General features: G+C 69.7%; 21 protein-coding genes and 1 pseudogene. 12 read left to right on the plus strand and 10 right to left on the minus strand.

Annotated elements, in window-relative coordinates:
- Window positions 1-152 precede the first annotated feature (152 nt).
- Together ACFVH0_RS34495 and ACFVH0_RS34500 are read left to right on the plus strand one after the other, a co-directional pair.
- Window positions 153-374 carry a hypothetical protein gene (locus ACFVH0_RS34495; RefSeq protein ID WP_385826739.1) on the plus strand — a complete coding sequence of 74 codons (222 nt, stop codon included), beginning with the start codon at window positions 153-155 and terminating at the stop codon, window positions 372-374.
- Between the two features lie 61 nt (window positions 375-435).
- Entirely contained in the window at window positions 436-867 is a 432-nt protein-coding gene (locus ACFVH0_RS34500; RefSeq protein ID WP_385826741.1) for an SRPBCC family protein, read from the plus strand.
- A gap of 83 nt (window positions 868-950) precedes the next feature.
- On the opposite strand, the gene ACFVH0_RS34505 is transcribed toward ACFVH0_RS34500, so the two are convergent.
- Window positions 951-1568 carry a PadR family transcriptional regulator gene (locus ACFVH0_RS34505; RefSeq protein WP_385826743.1) on the minus strand — a complete coding sequence of 206 codons (618 nt, stop codon included), beginning with the start codon at window positions 1566-1568 and terminating at the stop codon, window positions 951-953.
- A gap of 263 nt (window positions 1569-1831) precedes the next feature.
- Here ACFVH0_RS34505 and ACFVH0_RS34510 point away from each other — a divergent pair, with 263 nt between their 5' ends.
- On the plus strand, window positions 1832-2101 hold the full coding sequence (locus ACFVH0_RS34510) for a hypothetical protein (RefSeq protein WP_385826745.1): 270 nt from the start codon (window positions 1832-1834) through the stop codon (window positions 2099-2101).
- A 45-nt stretch (window positions 2102-2146) separates the two neighbouring features.
- Window positions 2147-2962, plus strand: coding sequence for a class I SAM-dependent methyltransferase (locus tag ACFVH0_RS34515; RefSeq protein WP_385826795.1), 816 nt, complete (start codon window positions 2147-2149; stop codon window positions 2960-2962).
- A gap of 170 nt (window positions 2963-3132) precedes the next feature.
- Here ACFVH0_RS34515 and ACFVH0_RS34520 read toward each other — a convergent pair whose 3' ends face one another.
- Window positions 3133-4302 carry an FAD-dependent oxidoreductase gene (locus ACFVH0_RS34520; RefSeq protein WP_385826747.1) on the minus strand — a complete coding sequence of 390 codons (1170 nt, stop codon included), beginning with the start codon at window positions 4300-4302 and terminating at the stop codon, window positions 3133-3135.
- A gap of 407 nt (window positions 4303-4709) precedes the next feature.
- Between ACFVH0_RS34520 and ACFVH0_RS34525 the strand changes: the two genes are divergently transcribed.
- The 3 genes and pseudogenes from ACFVH0_RS34525 to ACFVH0_RS34535 all read left to right on the plus strand — a co-directional run.
- The gene (locus tag ACFVH0_RS34525) at window positions 4710-5264 is read left to right on the plus strand and encodes a hypothetical protein (RefSeq protein ID WP_385826749.1); all 555 of its coding nucleotides are present in this window, start codon (window positions 4710-4712) and stop codon (window positions 5262-5264) included.
- Window positions 5265-5370: 106 nt separating this feature from the next.
- Window positions 5371-5760 (plus strand): DUF4440 domain-containing protein, encoded by a 390-nt coding sequence (locus ACFVH0_RS34530; protein ID WP_385826751.1) that lies wholly within the window; start codon window positions 5371-5373, stop codon window positions 5758-5760.
- A 42-nt stretch (window positions 5761-5802) separates the two neighbouring features.
- A pseudogene (locus ACFVH0_RS34535) lies at window positions 5803-6213 on the plus strand (transposase); the annotation flags it as partial.
- 388 nt (window positions 6214-6601) lie between these two features.
- Here ACFVH0_RS34535 and ACFVH0_RS34540 read toward each other — a convergent pair.
- Window positions 6602-7102, minus strand: a complete 501-nt coding sequence (locus ACFVH0_RS34540) for a GNAT family N-acetyltransferase (RefSeq protein ID WP_385826753.1) — start codon at window positions 7100-7102, stop codon at window positions 6602-6604.
- 226 nt (window positions 7103-7328) lie between these two features.
- On the opposite strand from ACFVH0_RS34540, the gene ACFVH0_RS34545 reads away from it, so the two are divergent.
- On the plus strand, window positions 7329-8453 hold the full coding sequence (locus tag ACFVH0_RS34545; RefSeq protein ID WP_385826755.1) for a hypothetical protein: 1125 nt from the start codon (window positions 7329-7331) through the stop codon (window positions 8451-8453).
- Window positions 8454-8504: 51 nt separating this feature from the next.
- Window positions 8505-9167: a M15 family metallopeptidase gene (locus tag ACFVH0_RS34550; RefSeq protein ID WP_385826757.1), complete on the plus strand. Its 663-nt coding sequence runs from the start codon at window positions 8505-8507 to the stop codon at window positions 9165-9167.
- 27 nt (window positions 9168-9194) lie between these two features.
- Here the strand turns inward: ACFVH0_RS34550 and ACFVH0_RS34555 are convergent, their stop codons facing one another.
- Window positions 9195-10205, minus strand: a complete 1011-nt coding sequence (locus tag ACFVH0_RS34555; protein ID WP_385826797.1) for an IS630 family transposase — start codon at window positions 10203-10205, stop codon at window positions 9195-9197.
- Between the two features lie 180 nt (window positions 10206-10385).
- Entirely contained in the window at window positions 10386-10526 is a 141-nt protein-coding gene (locus ACFVH0_RS34560) for a hypothetical protein (protein WP_385826759.1), read from the minus strand.
- Window positions 10527-10635: 109 nt separating this feature from the next.
- Here ACFVH0_RS34560 and ACFVH0_RS34565 point away from each other — a divergent pair, with 109 nt between their 5' ends.
- Window positions 10636-11208 carry a hypothetical protein gene (locus tag ACFVH0_RS34565; RefSeq protein WP_385826761.1) on the plus strand — a complete coding sequence of 191 codons (573 nt, stop codon included), beginning with the start codon at window positions 10636-10638 and terminating at the stop codon, window positions 11206-11208.
- Window positions 11209-11332: 124 nt separating this feature from the next.
- On the opposite strand, the gene ACFVH0_RS34570 is transcribed toward ACFVH0_RS34565, so the two are convergent.
- The 3 genes from ACFVH0_RS34570 to ACFVH0_RS34580 all read right to left on the minus strand — a co-directional run bounded on the left by ACFVH0_RS34570 (window position 11333) and on the right by ACFVH0_RS34580 (window position 13270).
- The gene (locus tag ACFVH0_RS34570) at window positions 11333-11944 is read right to left on the minus strand and encodes a hypothetical protein (RefSeq protein ID WP_385826763.1); all 612 of its coding nucleotides are present in this window, start codon (window positions 11942-11944) and stop codon (window positions 11333-11335) included.
- 8 nt (window positions 11945-11952) lie between these two features.
- The gene (locus ACFVH0_RS34575) at window positions 11953-12408 is read right to left on the minus strand and encodes a hypothetical protein (protein WP_385826764.1); all 456 of its coding nucleotides are present in this window, start codon (window positions 12406-12408) and stop codon (window positions 11953-11955) included.
- A gap of 205 nt (window positions 12409-12613) precedes the next feature.
- Window positions 12614-13270 carry a maleylpyruvate isomerase N-terminal domain-containing protein gene (locus ACFVH0_RS34580; RefSeq protein ID WP_385826766.1) on the minus strand — a complete coding sequence of 219 codons (657 nt, stop codon included), beginning with the start codon at window positions 13268-13270 and terminating at the stop codon, window positions 12614-12616.
- A 249-nt stretch (window positions 13271-13519) separates the two neighbouring features.
- Here ACFVH0_RS34580 and ACFVH0_RS34585 point away from each other — a divergent pair, with 249 nt between their 5' ends.
- Window positions 13520-14341 (plus strand): PhzF family phenazine biosynthesis protein, encoded by an 822-nt coding sequence (locus ACFVH0_RS34585; protein ID WP_385826768.1) that lies wholly within the window; start codon window positions 13520-13522, stop codon window positions 14339-14341.
- A 96-nt stretch (window positions 14342-14437) separates the two neighbouring features.
- Here the strand turns inward: ACFVH0_RS34585 and ACFVH0_RS34590 are convergent, their stop codons facing one another.
- On the minus strand, window positions 14438-15217 hold the full coding sequence (locus tag ACFVH0_RS34590) for a CPBP family intramembrane glutamic endopeptidase (protein ID WP_385826799.1): 780 nt from the start codon (window positions 15215-15217) through the stop codon (window positions 14438-14440).
- A 183-nt stretch (window positions 15218-15400) separates the two neighbouring features.
- Here ACFVH0_RS34590 and ACFVH0_RS34595 point away from each other — a divergent pair, with 183 nt between their 5' ends.
- Entirely contained in the window at window positions 15401-17188 is a 1788-nt protein-coding gene (locus ACFVH0_RS34595; RefSeq protein ID WP_385826770.1) for a substrate-binding and VWA domain-containing protein, read from the plus strand.
- A gap of 197 nt (window positions 17189-17385) precedes the next feature.
- On the opposite strand, the gene ACFVH0_RS34600 is transcribed toward ACFVH0_RS34595, so the two are convergent.
- On the minus strand, window positions 17386-18894 hold the full coding sequence (locus tag ACFVH0_RS34600; protein WP_385826772.1) for a glutamate-cysteine ligase family protein: 1509 nt from the start codon (window positions 18892-18894) through the stop codon (window positions 17386-17388).
- Between the last annotated feature and the right edge of the window lie 322 nt (window positions 18895-19216).

Here is a 19216-nt window from a genome sequence, read left to right on the forward strand (position 1 = left end):
TCCTCCTTGCGGATGAGATCTCGCCATTTCTGGATCCGATCGGAGAAAAGGGCGCGCGCCGCCTTGCCACGCGCTCCCCCGGCAACCGGAAGCCGTCTCCGTACGTCCCACAGGCCATACCCCACGCGACAGCCGGAAGGGAGCCCACGGACGTGTCCTGGTTGGTCGCCCTGCCGGCACTCGACGGGCGGGAGTACGTGTACCGGGTCCACGCCCCGGCCGACGCGCTGCGCGCGGACCTCTTCTGGGCCGCGTTCCACTGCCACGACGACGGTCCGCACCCCCGTGCTCTCGACCGGTTCGACGCCGCCCTGATCTGGCGCACGGGAGCGGAAGGAACCGGCCAGATAGATCTGACGGTTCATCAGTATTGAATGTTCCGGCCGCTGCGGCTACGTTCCGCGACACCGTAACCCGCCGAGAAGGGGTGGTCGCATGGCCGAAGTCAGTGCAGAGGCGCGCATCGAAGCACCGGCCGAGAAGGTGTGGGCCCAGCTGACGGACTTCACCGCGTACGGTCAGTGGAACGCCACCCACACCAGCTTCCCCAAGGGCGGTCCGGCGACACTCGAACTCGCCGCCACGTACGAGGAGAACATGAAGCTCATGGGCTTCCCGGCCGAGGTGACCTGGACGGTGGCAGAGCTGGAGACCGCACGCCTGCTGACCACCAAGGGCAAGGGCCCGATGGGCGTCAACCTGGCCATGCGCTACTCACTGACCCCCGACGGGGACGCGACGACGCTCCGCATCGACGGGGAGTTCACCGGCGCCGCGGTCTCCCTGATGGCCGGAAAGCTCAAGGACTCGGCGACGGCCGCGCTCGTCGAGTCACTGCGCAAGCTGGGCGGGCTCATCGCCGCCTGACACACCCGGCGGACGGGAAGGGCCTCGCGGCTCGGCCGCGAGGCCCTTGTCACCACCCCCACGGGCACCGCACCTCACGGGGTTCAGTGCTCGTCGGCAAGGATCAGATACAGCTTCTTACGGGCGTCGTTGATGACGGTGAGAGCCTTCTGCCGCTGATCGGCCGAGCCGGTCTTCCAGACCTGCCCGAACGCCTCCATCAGACCGAATCCGGCCTGCCGGATCTCGTTTACGCTCTCCCAGTCGACACCGCGCCCGGCTTCCTCCCAGGGCGCCTCGGGCCCCGACTCCGCCTCGGTGCGGCCGGCGTCGGTGAGCGTGAACAGCTTCTTGCCGCCCTCGCTCGCGCTGACGATCAGCCCCTCGTCCTCCAGCAGCTGAAGGGTCGGGTAGACCGAACCCGGACTGGGCCGCCAGGCCCCGCCACTGCGCTCGCCGATCTCCTGGATCATCTCGTACCCGTGCATCGGCCGATCCTTCAGCAGCGCCAGGATCGAAGCGCGTACGTCACCACGCCGCGCCCTCCCCCGACCGCCACCCCGGCCACGCCCGCCCCCGAAGGGCCCACCTCCGAACGGCGGCCCGAACTGCCCGAAGGCCGCCCGCCGCCCCTCGAAGTCACCACGTCCCGGATGACCGGGCCCGCAGTGCCCGGGGCCGTGTCCATGCCCGAACTCTTGCTCGTGTCCATGTGAACGCATCGCTCTACTCCTTCTATCGTTGATCTGTCGCGATGCGTCAACGATATATCGGAACCGATCGTCTGGCAATCCCGTGCGCCAGCGCCTTGTGGTGAAGTCGGCCCGGGGCGCGGTTTCTCACGAGCTGCTGGACCGGGCCCGCCACCCCACCGCCACCGACCGCAAGCCGGTCATCCACATCACCGTCCCGCCCGCCCGCCGCGGCACCCCGCATGATCGCGGCCGGGTTCGCCCGCTTCCCCGGGCTGCCGGTGAGGGCCCGCATGAACATCACCGACCTCATCGAGTCCGTCGTCGGTCTCTGCACCGACGCCCGCACCGGCCCGATCCTGTTCGACGAACTCCACAACATCTCGCTCACCACCCAGCACGGCGCCGAAGTCGCCGACACTCTCGATTTCTTCTCCGAGCGGACCCCCGCGACGTTCCTCTACGCGGGCATCGACATCGAGCACGGCAGGCTGCTGACGAACACCCGCGGAGCCCAGATCACTGGCTCCACTCATCGCTCCCTCTTGGAATCGATCACCTAGGCTGGCGCGGTGGCTGATGAGCGGGAGCGGGTGCAGCCGTCGGGAGTGTGGGCCACGGCGGTGGGGGTGGCCCGGGTGCGGGCGCTGGAGACCGAGCGGGAGAACGCGCTGTTCCGCGACCCGCTGGCACAGGCCTTCGCCACCGCGGGCGGCCTGTGGCCCTCCTCGCCGCCGCTGCCCGACGACGAGACCGCGCGTCGCCGCCGGCTGGCCGTGTCGCTCTCCATCGTCATCAGGACGAAGTTCCTCGACGACCTGTTGCAACGGGCCTCCGCGTCCGGGGTCCGGCAGGTCGTGCTGCTCGGCGCAGGCATGGACAGCCGGGCCTTCCGGATGGACTGGCCCGAGGGCACCCGGCTGTTCGAGGTCGACACCGCCGCGCCACTGGACTTCAAGGCTTCGGTGCTGCGCCAGGAGCGGGCCGTCGCACGCTGCGAGCGGATCACCGTCGCGGTGGATCTGCGTGAGGACTGGCCAGGCGCGCTGGCCGCCGCAGGGCACGACCCGGCGCTGCCGACCGCGTGGATCGCCGAAGGACTACTGATCTATCTGCCCCAGGACGCGGTGGAGCTGCTGCTGGCCCGGATCAGCGCGCAGTCGGCGGCAGGCAGTCGGATGGGTCTGACATTGGGCTCGCGCGGCGTGATCGAGCGCTTCGGCGCGGAAGCCGAGCCGGGATCGGCGGCGTCCATGTGGGTCTCGGAGATGCCCGACGACCCGGTGGGCTGGCTGGCCGGGCACGGCTGGGAGGCAGACAGCCACACCCTGCGCGAGCGCGCGGCCGCCTACGGCCGCCCGATCGGCACCCCTGCGCAGCGCGAGGAGCGGCCCGGCGGACTGATCTCGGCGGCCCGCCGGTAGAGCGCCTCCAGGCGGTCAGACTTCAGCGGCAATCAGTCAAGGTTCACTGTCGCAGAACACCGTGACTGACCTGTGCCGGCGAAGTCGGGACGGGCGGCAGCGACGTCGGGAAGCTCCGGGCGCGAGCGGTGCGCCGAGGCCGACGGAGTGATGTCTCCCGCGCTCGCCAGTCAGGAGGAGGGCTGCACCTCGTCGAAGAGAGCGAGGGCTTGGGAGGGGTCCGGGCTCACGAGGCGTTCCAGACCAGCCACCGTGATGTTCGCCCAGCTGCCGGCCCGTGCCCACATCTGTTCCTCGAAGGCGCGGACGGCCTCGTCCAGATCTCCGGAGCCGGGGGCGGCGGCGATGGACTCGGCGAGTTCGGCGCCTTCCAGCATCGCGAGGTTCGCGCCCGCCCCCAACGGGGGCATCAGGTGGGCGGCGTCGCCCAGTAGCGTCACCCCGGGGACGTGGGCCCAGGTGTGGGACACCGGAAGGGTGTAAAGGGGGCGGTGGACAAAAACCGTGCCATGGCGCAGGAGGTCGAGGACGGGAGCGGCCCAGCCGTCGAACAGTGCGAGCAGGCTTGCTCGCGCGGCCTCGACGTCGTCCAGGCCCAGGCCCTCGCGCTGGTCCACGCCCATGTGCCGGTCCGCGTCCGGGCCCGGGTGCCAGTCGAGCGGCACGCGGAACTGGGCGTACACCTTGACGTGGCCACCGCTGTTGCGCTGCGCGACGAGCGAGCGGTTCACGCCGTACACACACACGGAACCGTCACCGACCAGCCGGGCGAGGTCGGGGTGGCGGGTGTCGACGTCGTCCAGAGAGGTCTCGACCAAGGTGACGCCGGTGTACTGCGGCGTCACGGGCGAGACCGCCGGGCGGACCCGGGACCAGGCACCGTCCGCGCCGATCACGAGGTCGAACGTCTCCTGTCGCCCGTCCGCGGAACGGACCAGCACGCCATCCCGGCTCTCCGGCACCACCTCCGTCACGCGCCGCCCCCACTGAACGTCCAGAGGCCCGAGCAACAGGTCACGGAGTTGCCCGCGGTCGATCTCGGGATTGGCCCGGTCACCGGGACGAGGTTGCCAGTCGCGGAGGACGGTCCCGTCCGTGTCCAGGATGCGCATGGCCTGCCCCTCGGGACGGGACAGCGCCTGGAAATCCGCCAGCACCCCCGCCTTCTCCAGCGCCAGTTGGCCCAGCCCCTCGTGCAGGTCCAGCGTGCCGCCCGCGGGACGGGCGTCGCGGGCGGGATCGCGTTCGAGGACGGTGACGGGGTGGCCATGACGGTGCAGGACGCGGGCGAAGGCAAGGCCGGCGGGGCCGCTGCCGATCACGGCGATTCGTGGTCTCATGCCGATACAACGTACGGCCCCTCACCCAGCCGGTCCCGCCTCGTCATCGAACTGAAACGACGGCGTGAGCCGGCCAGGCTCTCGCCCGCACCACCGGACGTGGGCTCGTCGGTGCGGGGCCGGGCGGACCGGTGACCGGGCGCGGACTTCCCGGAACCGGACGTGCTGACAGCGTCCAGTGAGTCAGGGCCGAGTGCGAGAAGCAACCGTCAAGCGATCTCGGTTCCGACGGGCTCGGGCAGTGAATCGGTACGTCATGCCGGGTTCTTTCAGCACACCCGTCCGAGTCATGAGGCAGCAGCGGGCCTGGAAGCCGGAGAGACGGGCGGAGAGGGCGTCGCCCCCGTTGCCCATGACCGAGGCGGACCACATGTTCGCAGGTCCGCGGGGACGGCATGATAGAGATCATGAAGTCTCTCACCGCGGCGGGCCTGCGAATCGTGGAGGGGTGGACCGAGCCCGACGGACTCATTCCGCCCATCGTCACCGGCCAGGCGGCGAGCTGCCCTCCGGAGGAAGGGCGTGTCGAGGCCATGCTCGACGTTCTCGAACCGCAGCTGCTCGAAAAAGCCAACGCCGACTGGTACCGGCTCTCGGTCGAGGGAGGGCTCTTCTCCGAGACCGACCGCCGGTTCCTGCTCGCGCTCCGGCCCGAGGAGAACGGCCCCTCCCAGTGGTTCTGCGTCGAGTTGCAGAGCGAGTGGGACATCATGGGCGAGGGCGCCGCCGGCCCGCTCGGCAGCGCACCCTGCCGCCCCGAGTTCCGCATGCTCTCGCTCGACGGGAACGTCCTGTGCTTCGCGACGACGTGGGAGCACGACATCAGCACCTCCGTACTGACAGCGCCGCACCGTTCGCGGGTCCTACGACGATGGGCCGAGGCGGTGGCGGAGGGAACGATGGACGAGCCGGACGAGCCGCCCCTGAGCCTGGCGGCACGCCGCTGGCTCGACGGTCGCTAAGGGGTCGTCCCGATGAGTGGCGGCCAGCCGGCCCGGAAGCCGGGCTGCGCTCTGCGCCTGGAATTTCGGTTGCGATGGGCCTGGCCACCCGGGCCAAAATGCCTGCATGAGCCGAGAGATGGATGAGGTACGCGAAGCGATCGCAGGCGAGCTGCGCCTCATGGACCCCAGCGTGCGCAAGTCACGCTCGCTTGCCCTGCAGCTACTGGACCCGGACTTCGTGGAGGTCGGCGCTTCGGGGCGGCGGTGGACCTATGACGAGATGCTTGCCGCGCTGCCCGAGCTGGACGGAGCGACAGAACGCGGTCCGTGCTACGAGCCCTCAAAGATCACCGGTGTCCTGCTGGCACCCGGGCTGGTGCACCTCACCTACGAGACCACGCTGGATGGAGACCGGGCACGGCGGAGTTCGCTCTGGCGCAAGCAGGGGGCGGCCACAACGTGGCAGATGTACTACCACCAGGCCACACCCGTCCCGCGGGAGATCGTTCAGTAACGTTGCGAACACGCCTCCGGCGCAACCCCGGGGCGGGGTCGACAGAGTGCCGACGATCGGTCAGCAGCCGCGGCGGTCATTCACGTTGCTGAGACAGAGTGCACCTGGCGGCAGTTCCCACCGGTCTTCGGCACCTCCCGGCAGACGGTGCATCGGCGCTTCACGGCCTGGTCCCGCCCGGGGGCGGGCCGAGCTGCACCGCGTGGTGCTCGGCCTGCGTGGCGCAGACGGACAGCTGGACCGGTTGCGCTGCGCGATCGACTCGGCCAGCATCCGTGCGGTCCTGGGGGGCGCCGACCGCCCCGAACCGTGCGGTCTTGGGGGCCGCCGACCGCCCCGATCCGACCGATCGCGGCAAGCTCGGACCGAAGATCCATGCGGTCGGCGACCGCAACGGCTGCCGATCCCAGTGGGCATCTCCGGCGCCAACACCATGAAAAGTCCGGACCTTGAGCCCGTGCTGCGCTGAATTCAACCGATCCGCTCACACCACGGCCCCCGCCCCTGCCGTCGCCGTCGCCGTCGCGTGCCAGGCTGCACGGCAACAAGGCCTTCGGAACCACCACCCCGACCCAGCCGGCTGAGCACAACCCGGACCCCGGGGAGACCAGCACGTTCACACCGCCCGGCGGAGCGAACGACACAGGAACCCGGGCCAGTTGCTCCCGGAGCCAACGCGCCCGGGGCACCGGCGCATCCGTCCACAGGGCTCCGGTCGTCCGGTCGAAGCGAGCTGTCGACCCGGGAATCGACTCTGCGCGATCAGCGTCGAAGCGGCGAACGCCACAGAGTCCCGATCCGGACAACGGTCTTCTCCTCCACCGCCATCGGCAGCGCGTACTCACTCCAAGGAGCGCGTGAGCCAGACCAGTTCGCCACGGTCATCCGTTGAGACGTGATCACGCTCGAAACCCAGCTTTTCGAGTACGCGGAACGACGGCGCATTCCAGGAACGCACGGTCGCCCAGAGCCGCTGCCGACCGGTCGCGATCGCGGCGTCGATCACGGCGGAGGCCGCCTCGGTCGCATAGCCCTGCCCGTGCACTCGCCGAAACAACTCGTAGGCGATCTCGGGCTCTTCGACGGAAACCCGCCCGACGGTGAGTCCGCAATACCCGATGAAGTCACCCACATCACGACGGTTGATGACCAACAGAGCGAGCCCCGTCCTCGCCGGCGAGGAGAGCTGGGCCTCGATCACTCGCCGGTTGGCCTCGATCGACAACATTCCATCGCCTCGCTCGGCAGCGAGCGCGCGATGGTCGTCGGCATCGGACATCGTCCACGGACGCATCGTCAGCCTGGCGGTCTCAAGATGGAGCGGCATCGTCGTATGCAGCATTGCGGCACTCTATCGATCCCGTCCCGGGCGAACCGGATCAACTCCGAGAAGGTGATCGGACAGATGCGATCCGCTTCAACAACCGGCATCCGTTCGCGCTGGAGCTGATACTCCGCGTCGTGGCGGCGCCCCGGCCCCGCAACAAACAGTAAAGCGGCAGGCAGTAAATACGTTGGCCGGTAGCCGCCGAGCTGCGACGATGCCTCTGTTTCCCAACGGAGGACATTTGTTCGTATTCGCTTGCGCGGGGTGCGGCGCCAGGCTGACCACCCGGTTGTCCGAGGTCGCCCTTCCCGTCCACGCCCATCAGAAGTACGGGAACGGGACTCAGCTCCCGGTACTCATGGAGTCGGGCACATTCGCCGTGGACCCGGAGCCGTGGGGGCCGCCGTGGCGGCGGTGGGCGGACATCGAACCGGACGAGGCGGCGGCCCGCGGCATCTACGCGCCGGTCCATGCCCTGTCCGACAGCGCGCCCGGCGCGATCGTCATCGCACCCGGAGACATCCGGGGCACCCTGCTGATCCTGGAGCGAAGCGGCGGATACTGCTGCGGCCTCGACGCGGCGGACGGCCCCAACATGGCCTGCGAGGCATGCGGCCTGCCCGTTGCGAGCAGGATCGACGACTGCTCGCTCTGGCAAGCGGTGTGGCTCGCCCCGAACGCCGTGCGTCGCTGCCCCGTCGACGGCGCCGACGCCGACGCCGTACCGCTCTCGTGGGAGGAGCTGATGGCGGAGGGGAGCAGCACGCCCCCGTTCGAGCCGATCGCCCGGTGGGGGGCGCGGCTGGGGCCGAACCACTGGTGGTCATGGAGCCCGCAGTGGGAAGCGGCGGCCGGCCAGGCACTCGCCCATCTGCTGGTGGCCTCGGAAGGCCGACCGGTGACCGTCCCGAACGGCCTGACCGGAGAGGTCTTCCAACGCGCCCTCGACGCCCTGCTCCCCGCGGGCCCGCACGCACGACGCGCCGTTCTGGCCGGACCGGAGCGCCCTGCTGTCGGCGCGGACGCCGACATCCTCCTCGTACCGATCCATCCGCAGACGGGGGAAACCTGGGCAGCCCCAGCCGATCCGGCCGGCCCGGCCGCCTCCGTGCATCTGGTGCCGCTGCCGTTCGGGGTGTGGCTGTGGCTGGCGTTCCCCGAGCCGTACCCACCCGTCCCCGCCTCGGGAGTCATGCCGGGGGACGTCCTCCGTGACGACCCGCCCATACCGCGCCCCCGTCACGCATTCCGGGCCGACCCGGAAACGTTCCGGCACACTCTCGCCCGGCTACCGGCCGTCCGCAGCGCGTGGCTGCGCGACATCCTCGAAAACCTCACGCAGCACATGCGCGCCGGCGTCTTCTAGTGCTGTGACCGGGGAGGTTCGCCGGGGTGAGTCATGCGGGATGATCGCGTCATGACTGAGATCGTGTTGATGTCGGACCCGAAGATCGCTGCCATACCTGTTGCTGAGTGCGGTGAACGTCTTATGGACGTCCGCCGAGGCCATTCGCTGTTGGTCGACACGCGCGAGCAGGACCCGGCAGACGCCTTCGCGTACCTGCGGGAAGGCGTGCTGGAACGGCTGGTCAAGGCCCAGACATTGCTTCCGCAGGGCTTGCGGCTGCTGTTCGTTGAGGGGTACCGGCCTCCTTCTCTTCAGCGGGAGTACTTCGAGGAGTACGCCGAACAGCTGCGAGCCGCCCACCTCGATTGGTCCACCGAGCAGGTCCACTCGGCAGCGAGCCGGTATGTGTCACCACCCGACATCGCTCCGCACAGCGCTGGCGCAGCTGTCGACCTCACTCTGGCCGACGCCAACGGGCACGAACTGGACCTGGGCACGCGCATGAACGCGGACCCGGAAGAGAGCGAGGGCGCCTGCTACACCCATGCCGCCAACATCAGCGAGGAGGCCCGCGCCAACCGGAAGCTGCTGGGCACTGCGCTCACGGCTGTGGGGCTGGTGAACTACCCCACGGAGTGGTGGCACTGGTCGTTCGGGGACCGCTACTGGGCCTTGATCACGGGAGAGGCCGCTGCCCTCTACGGTCAGAAAGAGATTGGCCCGTGCAACTGACCGACCCGACCTTGCCGGACTGATCAGTCACACGACGGCGGGACGTCCACCCCAGCGGATGCCTTTCTCGCTGCGGACGCGAGCGCGTTCGCGTCGTTGGGCGGCCAGGACGTCGGGGTGGCGGGTGTTCGCGTTGCGCCACCGCAGGTAGGCGTGCAGGATGCGAGTCTGGACGGTGTGGTTGCGGTGGTGGGAGTTGGCGATGGTGATCTGCCGCAATGGTCCGAAGTGGGCCTCGATCGGGTTGGCCCAGGAGGCGTAGGTCGGGGTGAAGCACAGCTCGACCCGGTTCTTCTTCGCCCAGCGCCGGATGGTCTCGCCCTTGTGAGCGGAGAGGTTGTCCAGGATGACGTAGATCGGGGCGCCGTCCGGGCGGGCCGCGCGGATCGACTTCAGGGCGGCCAGGGTGTTCGCGGCACCCTTCTTTCTGCGGTTGACGCCCCACAGGGTGTCGTCACCGACGGAGTAGCAGCCGTGGAAGTACCGGACGCCGTGGGTGCGGTGGTAGGTCGCGGGATGACGTTCGGGATGGCGGGCGCGGGCCCAGCCGGCTCCGGCGGCGGGGCGGATGCCGAGCGGGCCGAACTCGTCGAACGCAAACACCCGGTCCGGGAAGTACTCCAGCACGTGCTCGATCCGGTCAAGCTTGGCCTCGCGCTCGGGATCGGGGGATTCCTTCCAGGTCCTGGTGCGCTGGAAGGTGACGCCGCGGCAGGTGAGCAGGCATCGTAACGCCTCGCGGCCGATCCGGATCACGCGGCCGTGTACCCGGCGCAGGTAGGCGGCGAGTTTGCGGATGGACCAGCGGGGGAAGGGCTGCCCGAGCTTGGTCGGTCGGGTGGTGGCCGTCTGGACGACGAAGACCTCGTCGCCAGGACTGAGCAGGCGGGGACGGCCTCCCGCCCACCGAGGGTCCAAGCAGGCCAGACCGATCTCGTTGAACCGGTGGATCACGTCCCGGACCGTGTCCTCGTCGGCCTGCACCAACTTCGCGATCACCGGCACCCGGTTCCCGCCAGCCGAGGCCAGCAACATCATCGCGTGCCGGTAACGCACCGAATTGGTGCTGCCCCGGCGCACGATCTGCTGCAGCTTCTGCCCCTCCTGGTCGGTCAGTCTGCGCACACGGACGGGCTCGGCAACCGCGCCTCCAGCGGTCGGATCGGACGTCACCGCTCATCCAACCGCTCGGACGCCCAACCCGGCGAACCTGCGTGGTCAGAGCACTAGCCGCCCGGAAGAGGGCACCGGCGCCCTTTTCTCCGGCCTGCCCGGCACACGAATCGCATGGAGATGATCAAGCGTCAGATATTCGACCGCGGCCGGTTCGATCTCCCGCGAAAGCGCGTCCTGCTCCACGGATGACACCACGCCCAATGCCCGTTCGACGCCGCTGTGGCCTCCGCCTGTGCCCGAAAGCCCCGGGCAGACAGACGATCCTCGCCCCGACGGACTGCCCCACCATCAAATGGTCCTGGACGGAACGGATTGGGCGTCGCTCGCCACCGTGCGCGGTACGGGCGAGTCCCTGCCGGCGGCCCTGGAGCGGCTCCTCGCCCCCGACCCGGCCGTCAGGGAAGCCGCCGCCTCGGACGCGCTGAGGGAAGTGACCCACCAGAACACCATCTACGAAGCCACCGTCCCCGTAGCGCTCTACGTCGCCTCCGTCCTCGGCCACCCGGCCATCTCCGCGGGCAACTTCGGCCACGACGCCACCACCGTGCCACCGAGTCACCCGACTCTCGTGAAGCTGCTCGACTGGCTCGGCAGCACCGCCTACGACGCCGACGACGAGTGCGTCGCCATGGGAGAACGCCATTGCGGCGCGGACTTTCTCCAGGAGTACGGGGAGATGCGCGCGTTCCGGGACCTACGCCCGGCGATGTTCTCCGCCGTCCGCCGCTCTCCTCGGCCACGACAACGAGGGCGTACGCAACGCGGCCCTGGTCGCCGCCATAACCCTCTCGGAGCACCCCGCCCTCCCCCGGCACCGCGGGCAACTGCTCGGCCACGCCCGCCGTCTACTGGCCACCAGCACTGACCGCCACATCCGGAACCGCGTCCTGGGCGCGCTGGAGGCATGGGGGTACGGCACCGACGATCCGGAGAGCGCAGCCGGCATCGCGGCCCGCGAACGTCACGTCCGACGCGTGGCCGAGCGCGCCTCATGGGCTGTCGACGGGGCAGATGGCTGCCGCGGAGATCCGCCGTTCTGCGACAGGGTTCCGCGGCACACCGGCCGTCCGCCGAATCATCCAGGCGCGGCCCACCGCACGGGCCGAGCCGGCACCCGTACTCAACGGCATGACGATCTTGCCGACGAAGTCCCACGGAGCGGACTCATCCTCGGGTCGGGGGCCGGCGATCAAGTCAGGGACTGGCGACGAGTCCGCCGAGCCGCATGGCGAGCCACGGCCGACGGCCGCCGACCCGCGGGTGGCCGCGTGCGATCGCCTTCCAGATCGCGTGCGCCGGAACGAGACCAGCAGGAACGTGGTCGGCGCCGCCGTGATCGTGCAGTCGTACGCGCGCGGCGGGGCATCGCGGGTCACCGTCATCGTCCCGTCCTCGACGACGGCCGCCGGCCGCGGACCGCCCTTGATCCTCAGGTCGAACGCGATGCTGACGCCTTGCGCCTCGGCCGTGTCCGGAGCCGGCGCCATCATGGTCGGCATCGACTGTCCGAGCACCGGGCGCGCCTCGTCCGGGCCTGTCGGCCACAAATGCTCGGTGCCACGCGCGATGTCCAGGCCGTGCACCAGGCTCTCGCTGAGCATCGGACCGGTCACCGTCGCCAACGTGATCGTCGCCCCTGCCCGTACCAGGGCGCGGGGACGGGGGTGTCCGGGTCGAGGCCCTCGGTGGCCCGCAGGAACATCTCGCCGCGCTCGGCGATGACGTCACCGGCACGGATGTGTACGTCGCCGCCGAGGAGTTCGATGGACTTGGCGTTCATGGCCGCGATCCGTTCGGTGAACGTCGCGTCCCTCTGCGGCAGGACCGAATCCCACTCCACGGAATGCTCCACCGACTCCTCTGCGGTGACGACGGAGCAGTACGCGAGATACACGGCCGCGAGATGCGCGCCGACATCGCCCACCGTCCACAGCGGCACACCGCGGGACGCATTCGGATCGGGTACGCCGCGCAGCAGCCGAACCAGTCGCGGGACCACAGCACGCAGCGCGGCTCGGGTTTTCTCGTGCTCGGTGACGGGAGCGAATCCCGGTACGGTGCCCATGCCGCTCCCCCATGCTGCGGACGGGCCCGCAGATCACCGCCGGGTAGCGCATTGGAGACAGGGGGCTTCCCGGATCCGGTCCAGGGGCCGCCATGCCATCGACGTACCGCTCGACCTGCCCCTCGGCCGCCCTGCGGCGGCCGGAGCGTTCAAGGCCCGGAGGTTTCGGTCCGGCCGGGGACATGTGATTCGGCCGTCGAGCCCATCAGCCGAGGAAGAGCGGGAACTTCGCGGTCCGCTCGCCCAGTTCCGCGTTCTCCGAGTCGGTCGGGGAACGCCGTCCCGTCCCGACCAGCAACGCGTCCGTGTCGGAGAACGACGCGGGGAACTCCGCCCCGGCGATCCCCTCCAGCATCTCGCGCGACCGGGCGAGCCCCTCCGCGGGCGGTCCGGCCGCGCCCGGAACGTGGGCGACGAGGTCGAGGTGGTGCAGCGTCCACTCCAGGACGTACGCGCCGAGGTAGTCGCCCGCGGTGAGGATCACATCACGGGTGCCGACCCGGAGCCCCGGATCGGCGAGTACGGCAGCGCGGCCTGCGGCGGCGCCGACGTCGTCGAGGTGGAACTTGAGCAGGCGGGGCTCCTCGTACGCGGCGGCCAGCCGGACGATCAGCGCATCCAGCGGGTCGTCGCCGGTCGGCGGCGTTGCCGAGACGTTCCAGTAGGTCAGTGCGTCGCGGGTCGCTTCCGCCTCGGCGGGCGTCACGAGGGTGATCAGGACGTCCTGGGCATCGATGACCAGATGACACACCAGGTCCCGCACCAACCAGCCGGCGCAGCCGGACGGTCGCGCGAAGTCCTCCTCCGGCAGTTCGGCGACCGCCGCGCGCAACGCCGTCCAGGAGCGTGAGAAGAGATCCACATCGGCACGGTAGTGAGGTGCCGCGAGCTCGGGCAAGCACCTCGGCGCGGTCGCCCGCGTACCACCTCACCAGCACCCGCCGGCCATCCCCGAACCGCGCACGGACTCGTATGCGGGGTACGCCGATATCGTCCGGGACGTCGACGGGGACGCGCGACTCCGGACCGGTGTTCCGGCCAGCGGCGCAGAGGTCCAACGACACGGAATTGGCCTTGGCGTACGGCTCCGCGCCCTGCATATGGTCGCGTCATGAGGATTCGAATCGTCGACACGTTCACCGACCGCCCCTTCACCGGCAACCCGGCGGGAGTCCTGATCCTGGATTCCGGCACCTTCGCGGACGACGATCGCCTCCAGCGGATCGCCATGGAAGTGAACCTCTCCGAGACCGCCTTCGCCCACCCGCTGCCCCCGGGCGGCGAGGCCGACTGGGCGCTTCGCTGGTTCACCCCGACCACCGAGGTCGACATGTGCGGGCATGCCACCCTCGCCACCGCACACGTCCTGCACACCACCGGGACGGCGACCGGCACCGTGCGCTTCGCGGCCCGGTGCGGGATCCTCACCGCGACCGCCCGCCCGGACGGCGCGATCACCCTCGACTTCCCCACGTCCCCGCTGACGCCCGAGGCCACCCCGGCCGGGCTGGCCGCCGCGCTGGGCGCGGAGCCGCTCTCCGTCCAGGACACCGGCCCGCACATCGGCGATCTGCTCGTCGAACTGTCCGACGAGGCGACCGTACGGGGGCTGACCCCCGATATCGCCAGGCTGGCCGACGTCTCCCGGCGGGGCGTCATCGTCACGGCGGCCGCGGAGGACCCGGCCGGCGGCTACGACTTCGTCTCGCGCGGCTTCTTCCCGCGCGTCGGGATCGACGAGGACCCGGTGACCGGAAGCGCCCACACCGCGCTGGCGCCCTTCTGGTCGGCCCGCCTCGGCCGTGACGAACTGACCGGACTGCAGGCCTCCGCCCGTTCCGGCCTGGTACGGACCTCGCTGCGCGGCGACCGTACGCTGCTGACCGGCGACGCCGTGACGGTCATCGACGGCGAACTGCTCACGTCGCTCTGACGTCTCGGACAAGGATGCGAGGGGGAGGCATGCGGACGAAGCACTCCAACACTCCCCATATTCCCCTCCCTCTCCCCTGCCCCGCGCCCGGGGCCCTCACGGCGTGGGCAGCCAGTCCACCTTCCCCGCCAGCAGCGCATACCCGACGAACGCCCCGATATCCAGCAGCGCGTGCGCCGCGACCAGCGGCCCGACCCGTCCCCAACGCCGGTACAGCAGTACAAAGACGACGCCCATCACCATGTTCCCGATGAATCCGCCGATCCCCTGGTACAGGTGGTACGAGCCGCGCAGCACCCAACTGGCGGCGAGCGCCGCCAGCGGCGTCCACCCCAACTGCCCCAGTCTGCGCAGCAGATAACCGACAACGATCACTTCCTCCACCACGGAGTTCTGGATCGCGGACAGGATCAGCACCGGGTATTTCCACCACACATCGGGCAGTGACTCCGGGACCACGGTCAGATTGAATCCGGCGGCCCTCGCCACCAGGTAGAAGGCCAGGCCGGCGCTGCCGATGCCCGCCGCGACCAATGTGCCCCGGCCGAGGTCCGGCCACGGCCTGGTGCGGTCGAAGCCGATGGCCCGCAGGCCGGTGCCTTCCCTGATCAGCAGATGCGCGACCAGGGCGACCGGCACCAGGGCCGTGGTGATACCGAAGAGTTGCCAGGCGAGATCCAGCCATGGGCGCCCCGGGGCGTACGAGCTGTTGAGCGTCGCCGCCTGATCCTTCAATCCCCCTGGTTTCGTCAGTGATCCGACAAAACTGATCAGGGCAGACACCCCGCTGGCACCCAACGAGAGAGCCAGCACGAGGACCGTTTCGGACCGCAGGATCCGTCGCGACAATGCCTCTTGGGGGTAAGAATCAGCCATAAGCCCCGCCTCCACCTGTACACCTGCCTTGAGTTGTGCATTCACGCCCCATCCTGCTCCCCCTCGGCTAGGGTCTCGAATGCAGGTACGAAGATCATGCGCGACAGGCCGGGGGACAACCACCATTGCCGATGGTGTGGTCCCCCTTTTCCTTGTTCATCCTCAAGGAGGGGCACCACCGACATGGGACGTCACAGCTTGCCCGACGACTACGCCGGAGACGGAAGCGGGGACGGATCGCCGCCGCGCCGTCGGCGTACCGTCGCGATCGCGACCATGCTCGTTCTCGCCGTGGCGGCGGGAACGGCCGTAGCGGTGCAGGGCGGCCTGCTGTCGTTCTCGAAGAGCTGCGAGGACTCGGCCGTACGTCTGTCCGTGATGACCTCCCCGGACATCGCCCCCGCCGTTCGCGCCATCGCCGACCAGGCGCGCAAGGACGAGGTGCGGTCCGACGGTCGCTGTCTGTACGTGAAGGTGGTCTCCCGCGACTCGTACAAGGTCGCCGAAACCCTCTCCAGCAGCACCCGTTCTCCGGACTTCCAGGTCTGGCTGCCCGATTCCGACCTCTGGCTCGACCGGGCCAAGGGCTCCGGTGACGGCGTCCCGATCACCCCGGGCGACTCCATCGCGTCCTCCCCCGTGACCCTGGCCATGGTGCCGTCCGCGGCCAAGAGCCTCGGCTGGCCGAAGAAGAAGTACTCCTGGGCGGAGTTGACGGCCGCGGCCATGGAGTCGGACAAGGTGCGCCTCGGCTCGGCGGACCCGGCGCGCAGCGCCACCGGCCTGCTGGCGCTCGCCGGCATCGGCGCGTCCTCCGAGAAGCAGGGCGGGGACAGCGACACCAGGGTCGCGGCGACCGCCAAGCTGCTCGCGCAGCGCATGTCGGACGGTGACACCCAGGTGCTGGAGACGCTGGCGCAGGGCGATTCGGGCGCCGAACAGGGCAACCCGGAGCACAACCAGGCAGTGCTCCTCTCCGAACAGGCCGCGTTCGCCCACAACGCGGAGTCGACGGGCGACGGAAAGCTCGACCTGTTCTATCCCGAGGACGGCACGCCGCTTCTCAACTACCCGTACACACTGGTCGACGAGACCAGCATGAGCACGCCCGAGAGTCGCGCGGCACTGCGGTTCATGACACTGCTGGACGAGCCCGCTTCGCAGGCCACGCTGGAGAAGCACGGCTTCAGGAACGTGGACGGCACGGCCGGTGAGTCGGTGGTCGCTGCGGCGGGTGGCAAGAAGCCCCAGCCGTACGCCACCGCCGCCGCCGCACCGACCGCCGAGGCGCTCCAGCAGACCCTCGGCATGTGGACGATCACGGTGCAGAGCGCCCGGCTGACCACGGTCGTCGACGCCTCGGGGTCCATGGCCACGATCGTCCCGGGGCGCAATCAGTCCCGGATGGACGTCACCAAGGCGTCCCTGATCCAGGCCCTCAACCAGTTCACCCCGAACGACGAGATCGGGCTCTGGGAGTTCGCCACCACGCTCGACGGCGACAAGGACTACCGCAAGCTGATGCCTGCCGCCCGGCTGGGCGATCCGGCGAAGGGCGGCGGCACCCACCGCGAGAAGCTCTCCGCGGCCTTCGCGGCTCTGAAGCCCGTACCGGGCGGCGCGACCGGTCTCTACGACACCATGCTGGCCGCCTACAAGGACGCCCAGGCGACCTATGTGAAGGGCAAGTTCAACGCGGTCGTGATCCTCACCGACGGATCGAACCAGGACAGCCTCTCCATCTCCCGCAGTGCCCTGATCGCGGAACTGAAGCGGATCGCCGATCCGGAGCGTCCGGTGCCGATACTCGCCATCGCGGTCGGTCCCGAGGCCGACCGCGAGGAGGTCAACGAGATAGCGAAGGTGACCGGCGGCGGTGGCTACCAGGTCATCGACCCGGCCGAGATCCAGGTGGTGATCCTGCAGGCGATCATGACGGCCGGCCAGAGCAGCCACGCCGTACAGGAGTAGCCCCCGGACACGGCCGGTCCGAAGCCCGAACACGGCTCGCCCCCGGGTCCGGGCCCGGGCCCGGGTCCCGAGCCGAACCCCGAACCCGACTCCGACCCCGGCCGAACCCCGAACCGGGGCGACGCCCCCGGCCCAACCCCGAACCCGACTCGGCCCCTGGCCCAACCCCGACCCGGGGCGACGCCCCCGCCCCGGCCTCACGGCTTGGGAGGCGCTCCCAGCGGCCAGCTGTGCACCGGCTCCCCGCTGTGCATCAGCTCGGCGTAGCGCCGGGTCGTCGCGGCCAGTGCCTCGTGCCGGTCGAGCCCGGCCTCGCGTGCTCGGTGGTAGGTGTCGGCCTGCCAGGACGCCCCGTTCACCCGTCGCTTGCAGCGCTCCTCGATGACCCCGAGGTATCGGTCGCGGTCCGCGGGCTCGATGTTCCAGGCATCGAGTCCCGCCGCGGCCAGCGGCAGCAGCTCGTCCCGTACGAGCTTGACGGCGGGCACCCGGGTTAGCCCGCCCGCACGGCCGGGGCGTGGCCAGATCAGCTCCGCGTCGATACCCAGTCGGCACGCGGTGTCGAAGTTCTCCGCCGCCGCGGCGAACGGCAGCCGGGTCCACACCGGACGGGACTCCTCCGCCAGCGCCCGTACGAGCCCGTAGTACAGCGCCGCGTTGGCGATCAGGTCGGTGACCGTGGGTCCGGCGGGCAGGACCCGGTTCTCCACCCGCAGATGGGGTACGCCGTCGGCCAGCCCGTACACGGGCCGGTTCCAGCGGTAGACCGTGCCGTTGTGGAGCACCAGTTCCTGCAGCCGCGGCACACCGCCCTCGTCCAGAACCCGCAGCGGCTCCTCCTCGTCGCAGATCGGGAGCAGCGGCGGGAAGTAGCGCAGGTTCTCCTCGAAGAGCTCGTACGCCGAGCCGATCCACCGCTCACCGAACCAGGTCCTCGGCCGCACTCCCTGGTTCTGGAGTTCGGGCGGGCGGGTGTCGGTGGCCTGCTGGAAGAGCGGCGGCCGCGACTCCCGCCACAGCTCCCGGCCGAACAGGAACGGCGAGTTGGCGCCCAGCGCGATCTGGACCCCGGCGACGGCCTGGGCCGCGTTCCACACGGCGGCGAACCGCGCCGGTGTCACCTGAAGATGGAGCTGCACCGAGGTGCAGGCGGCCTCGGGAGTGATCGAGGCGGAGGTGGACACCAGTCGCTCCACGCCCTGGATATCGAGGGAGAAATCCTCGCCCCGGGCGGCCACGATTTGATCGTTGAGCAGGGTGTAGCGGTCCGCGTCCGAGAGGTTCGCCGCGACGAGGTCCTCGCGGCGCAGGGTGGGCAGAATACCGATCATCATGATCCCGGCAGCCACCTCGCCCGCCTTCCGGTGGGCATATCCGAGCCCGGTCCTGAGCTCTTCGGCCAACTGGTCGAAAACTCGCCCGTCCAGCCGGTGTGGAACTATGTTCACTTCCAAATTGAACATCCCGAGTTCCATCTGGAAATCACGGCTCGCGATGCGCGGGAGGACCTCCCCATTCATCATCTTCGGCATGCCGTCGGCGCCCGCGAGATTCAGCTCGATCTCCACGCCCATGAGGTTGCGCGGCCGGTCGAACCTCCGCTCCGCCAGCAGCCGCTCCAGCCCCTCCAGGCACTGGTGGAGCTTCCTCCGGTACCCCTGCCGATCGGACAGGTCAAAGGCGCCCGCCACGACCTTCTCCCCCATCGGAGCGTCCCTCCCTCAAGTCGCGGCCCGCGGCCCAGGCCGCTCGCGTCACGATCGATAATGCCCAGGCCGGGTGATCCATAACGCTCCCGTGAACGCCACGGACCCAGTAATCTGAGTGCGCCCGCCCGAGGCACATTCCATGGGCATGACGCAGCACGGGTTTCCCATCCGGGCACATGGTGAATACACCGTCGCGTTTCGGCCGTCCGCGGCCGGGGAAAAATCCCAGGCGGCGGCTGCGCCGCTGACGCAAAATCAGCAGATTCTCCGCATAATAAAGTCTCGATACCGCCTTGTCGGCAATAGCTGCGACGGCTAG

It is taken from the genome of Streptomyces sp. NPDC127117, from assembly GCF_042677325.1.
GTDB lineage: Bacteria > Actinomycetota > Actinomycetes > Streptomycetales > Streptomycetaceae > Streptomyces.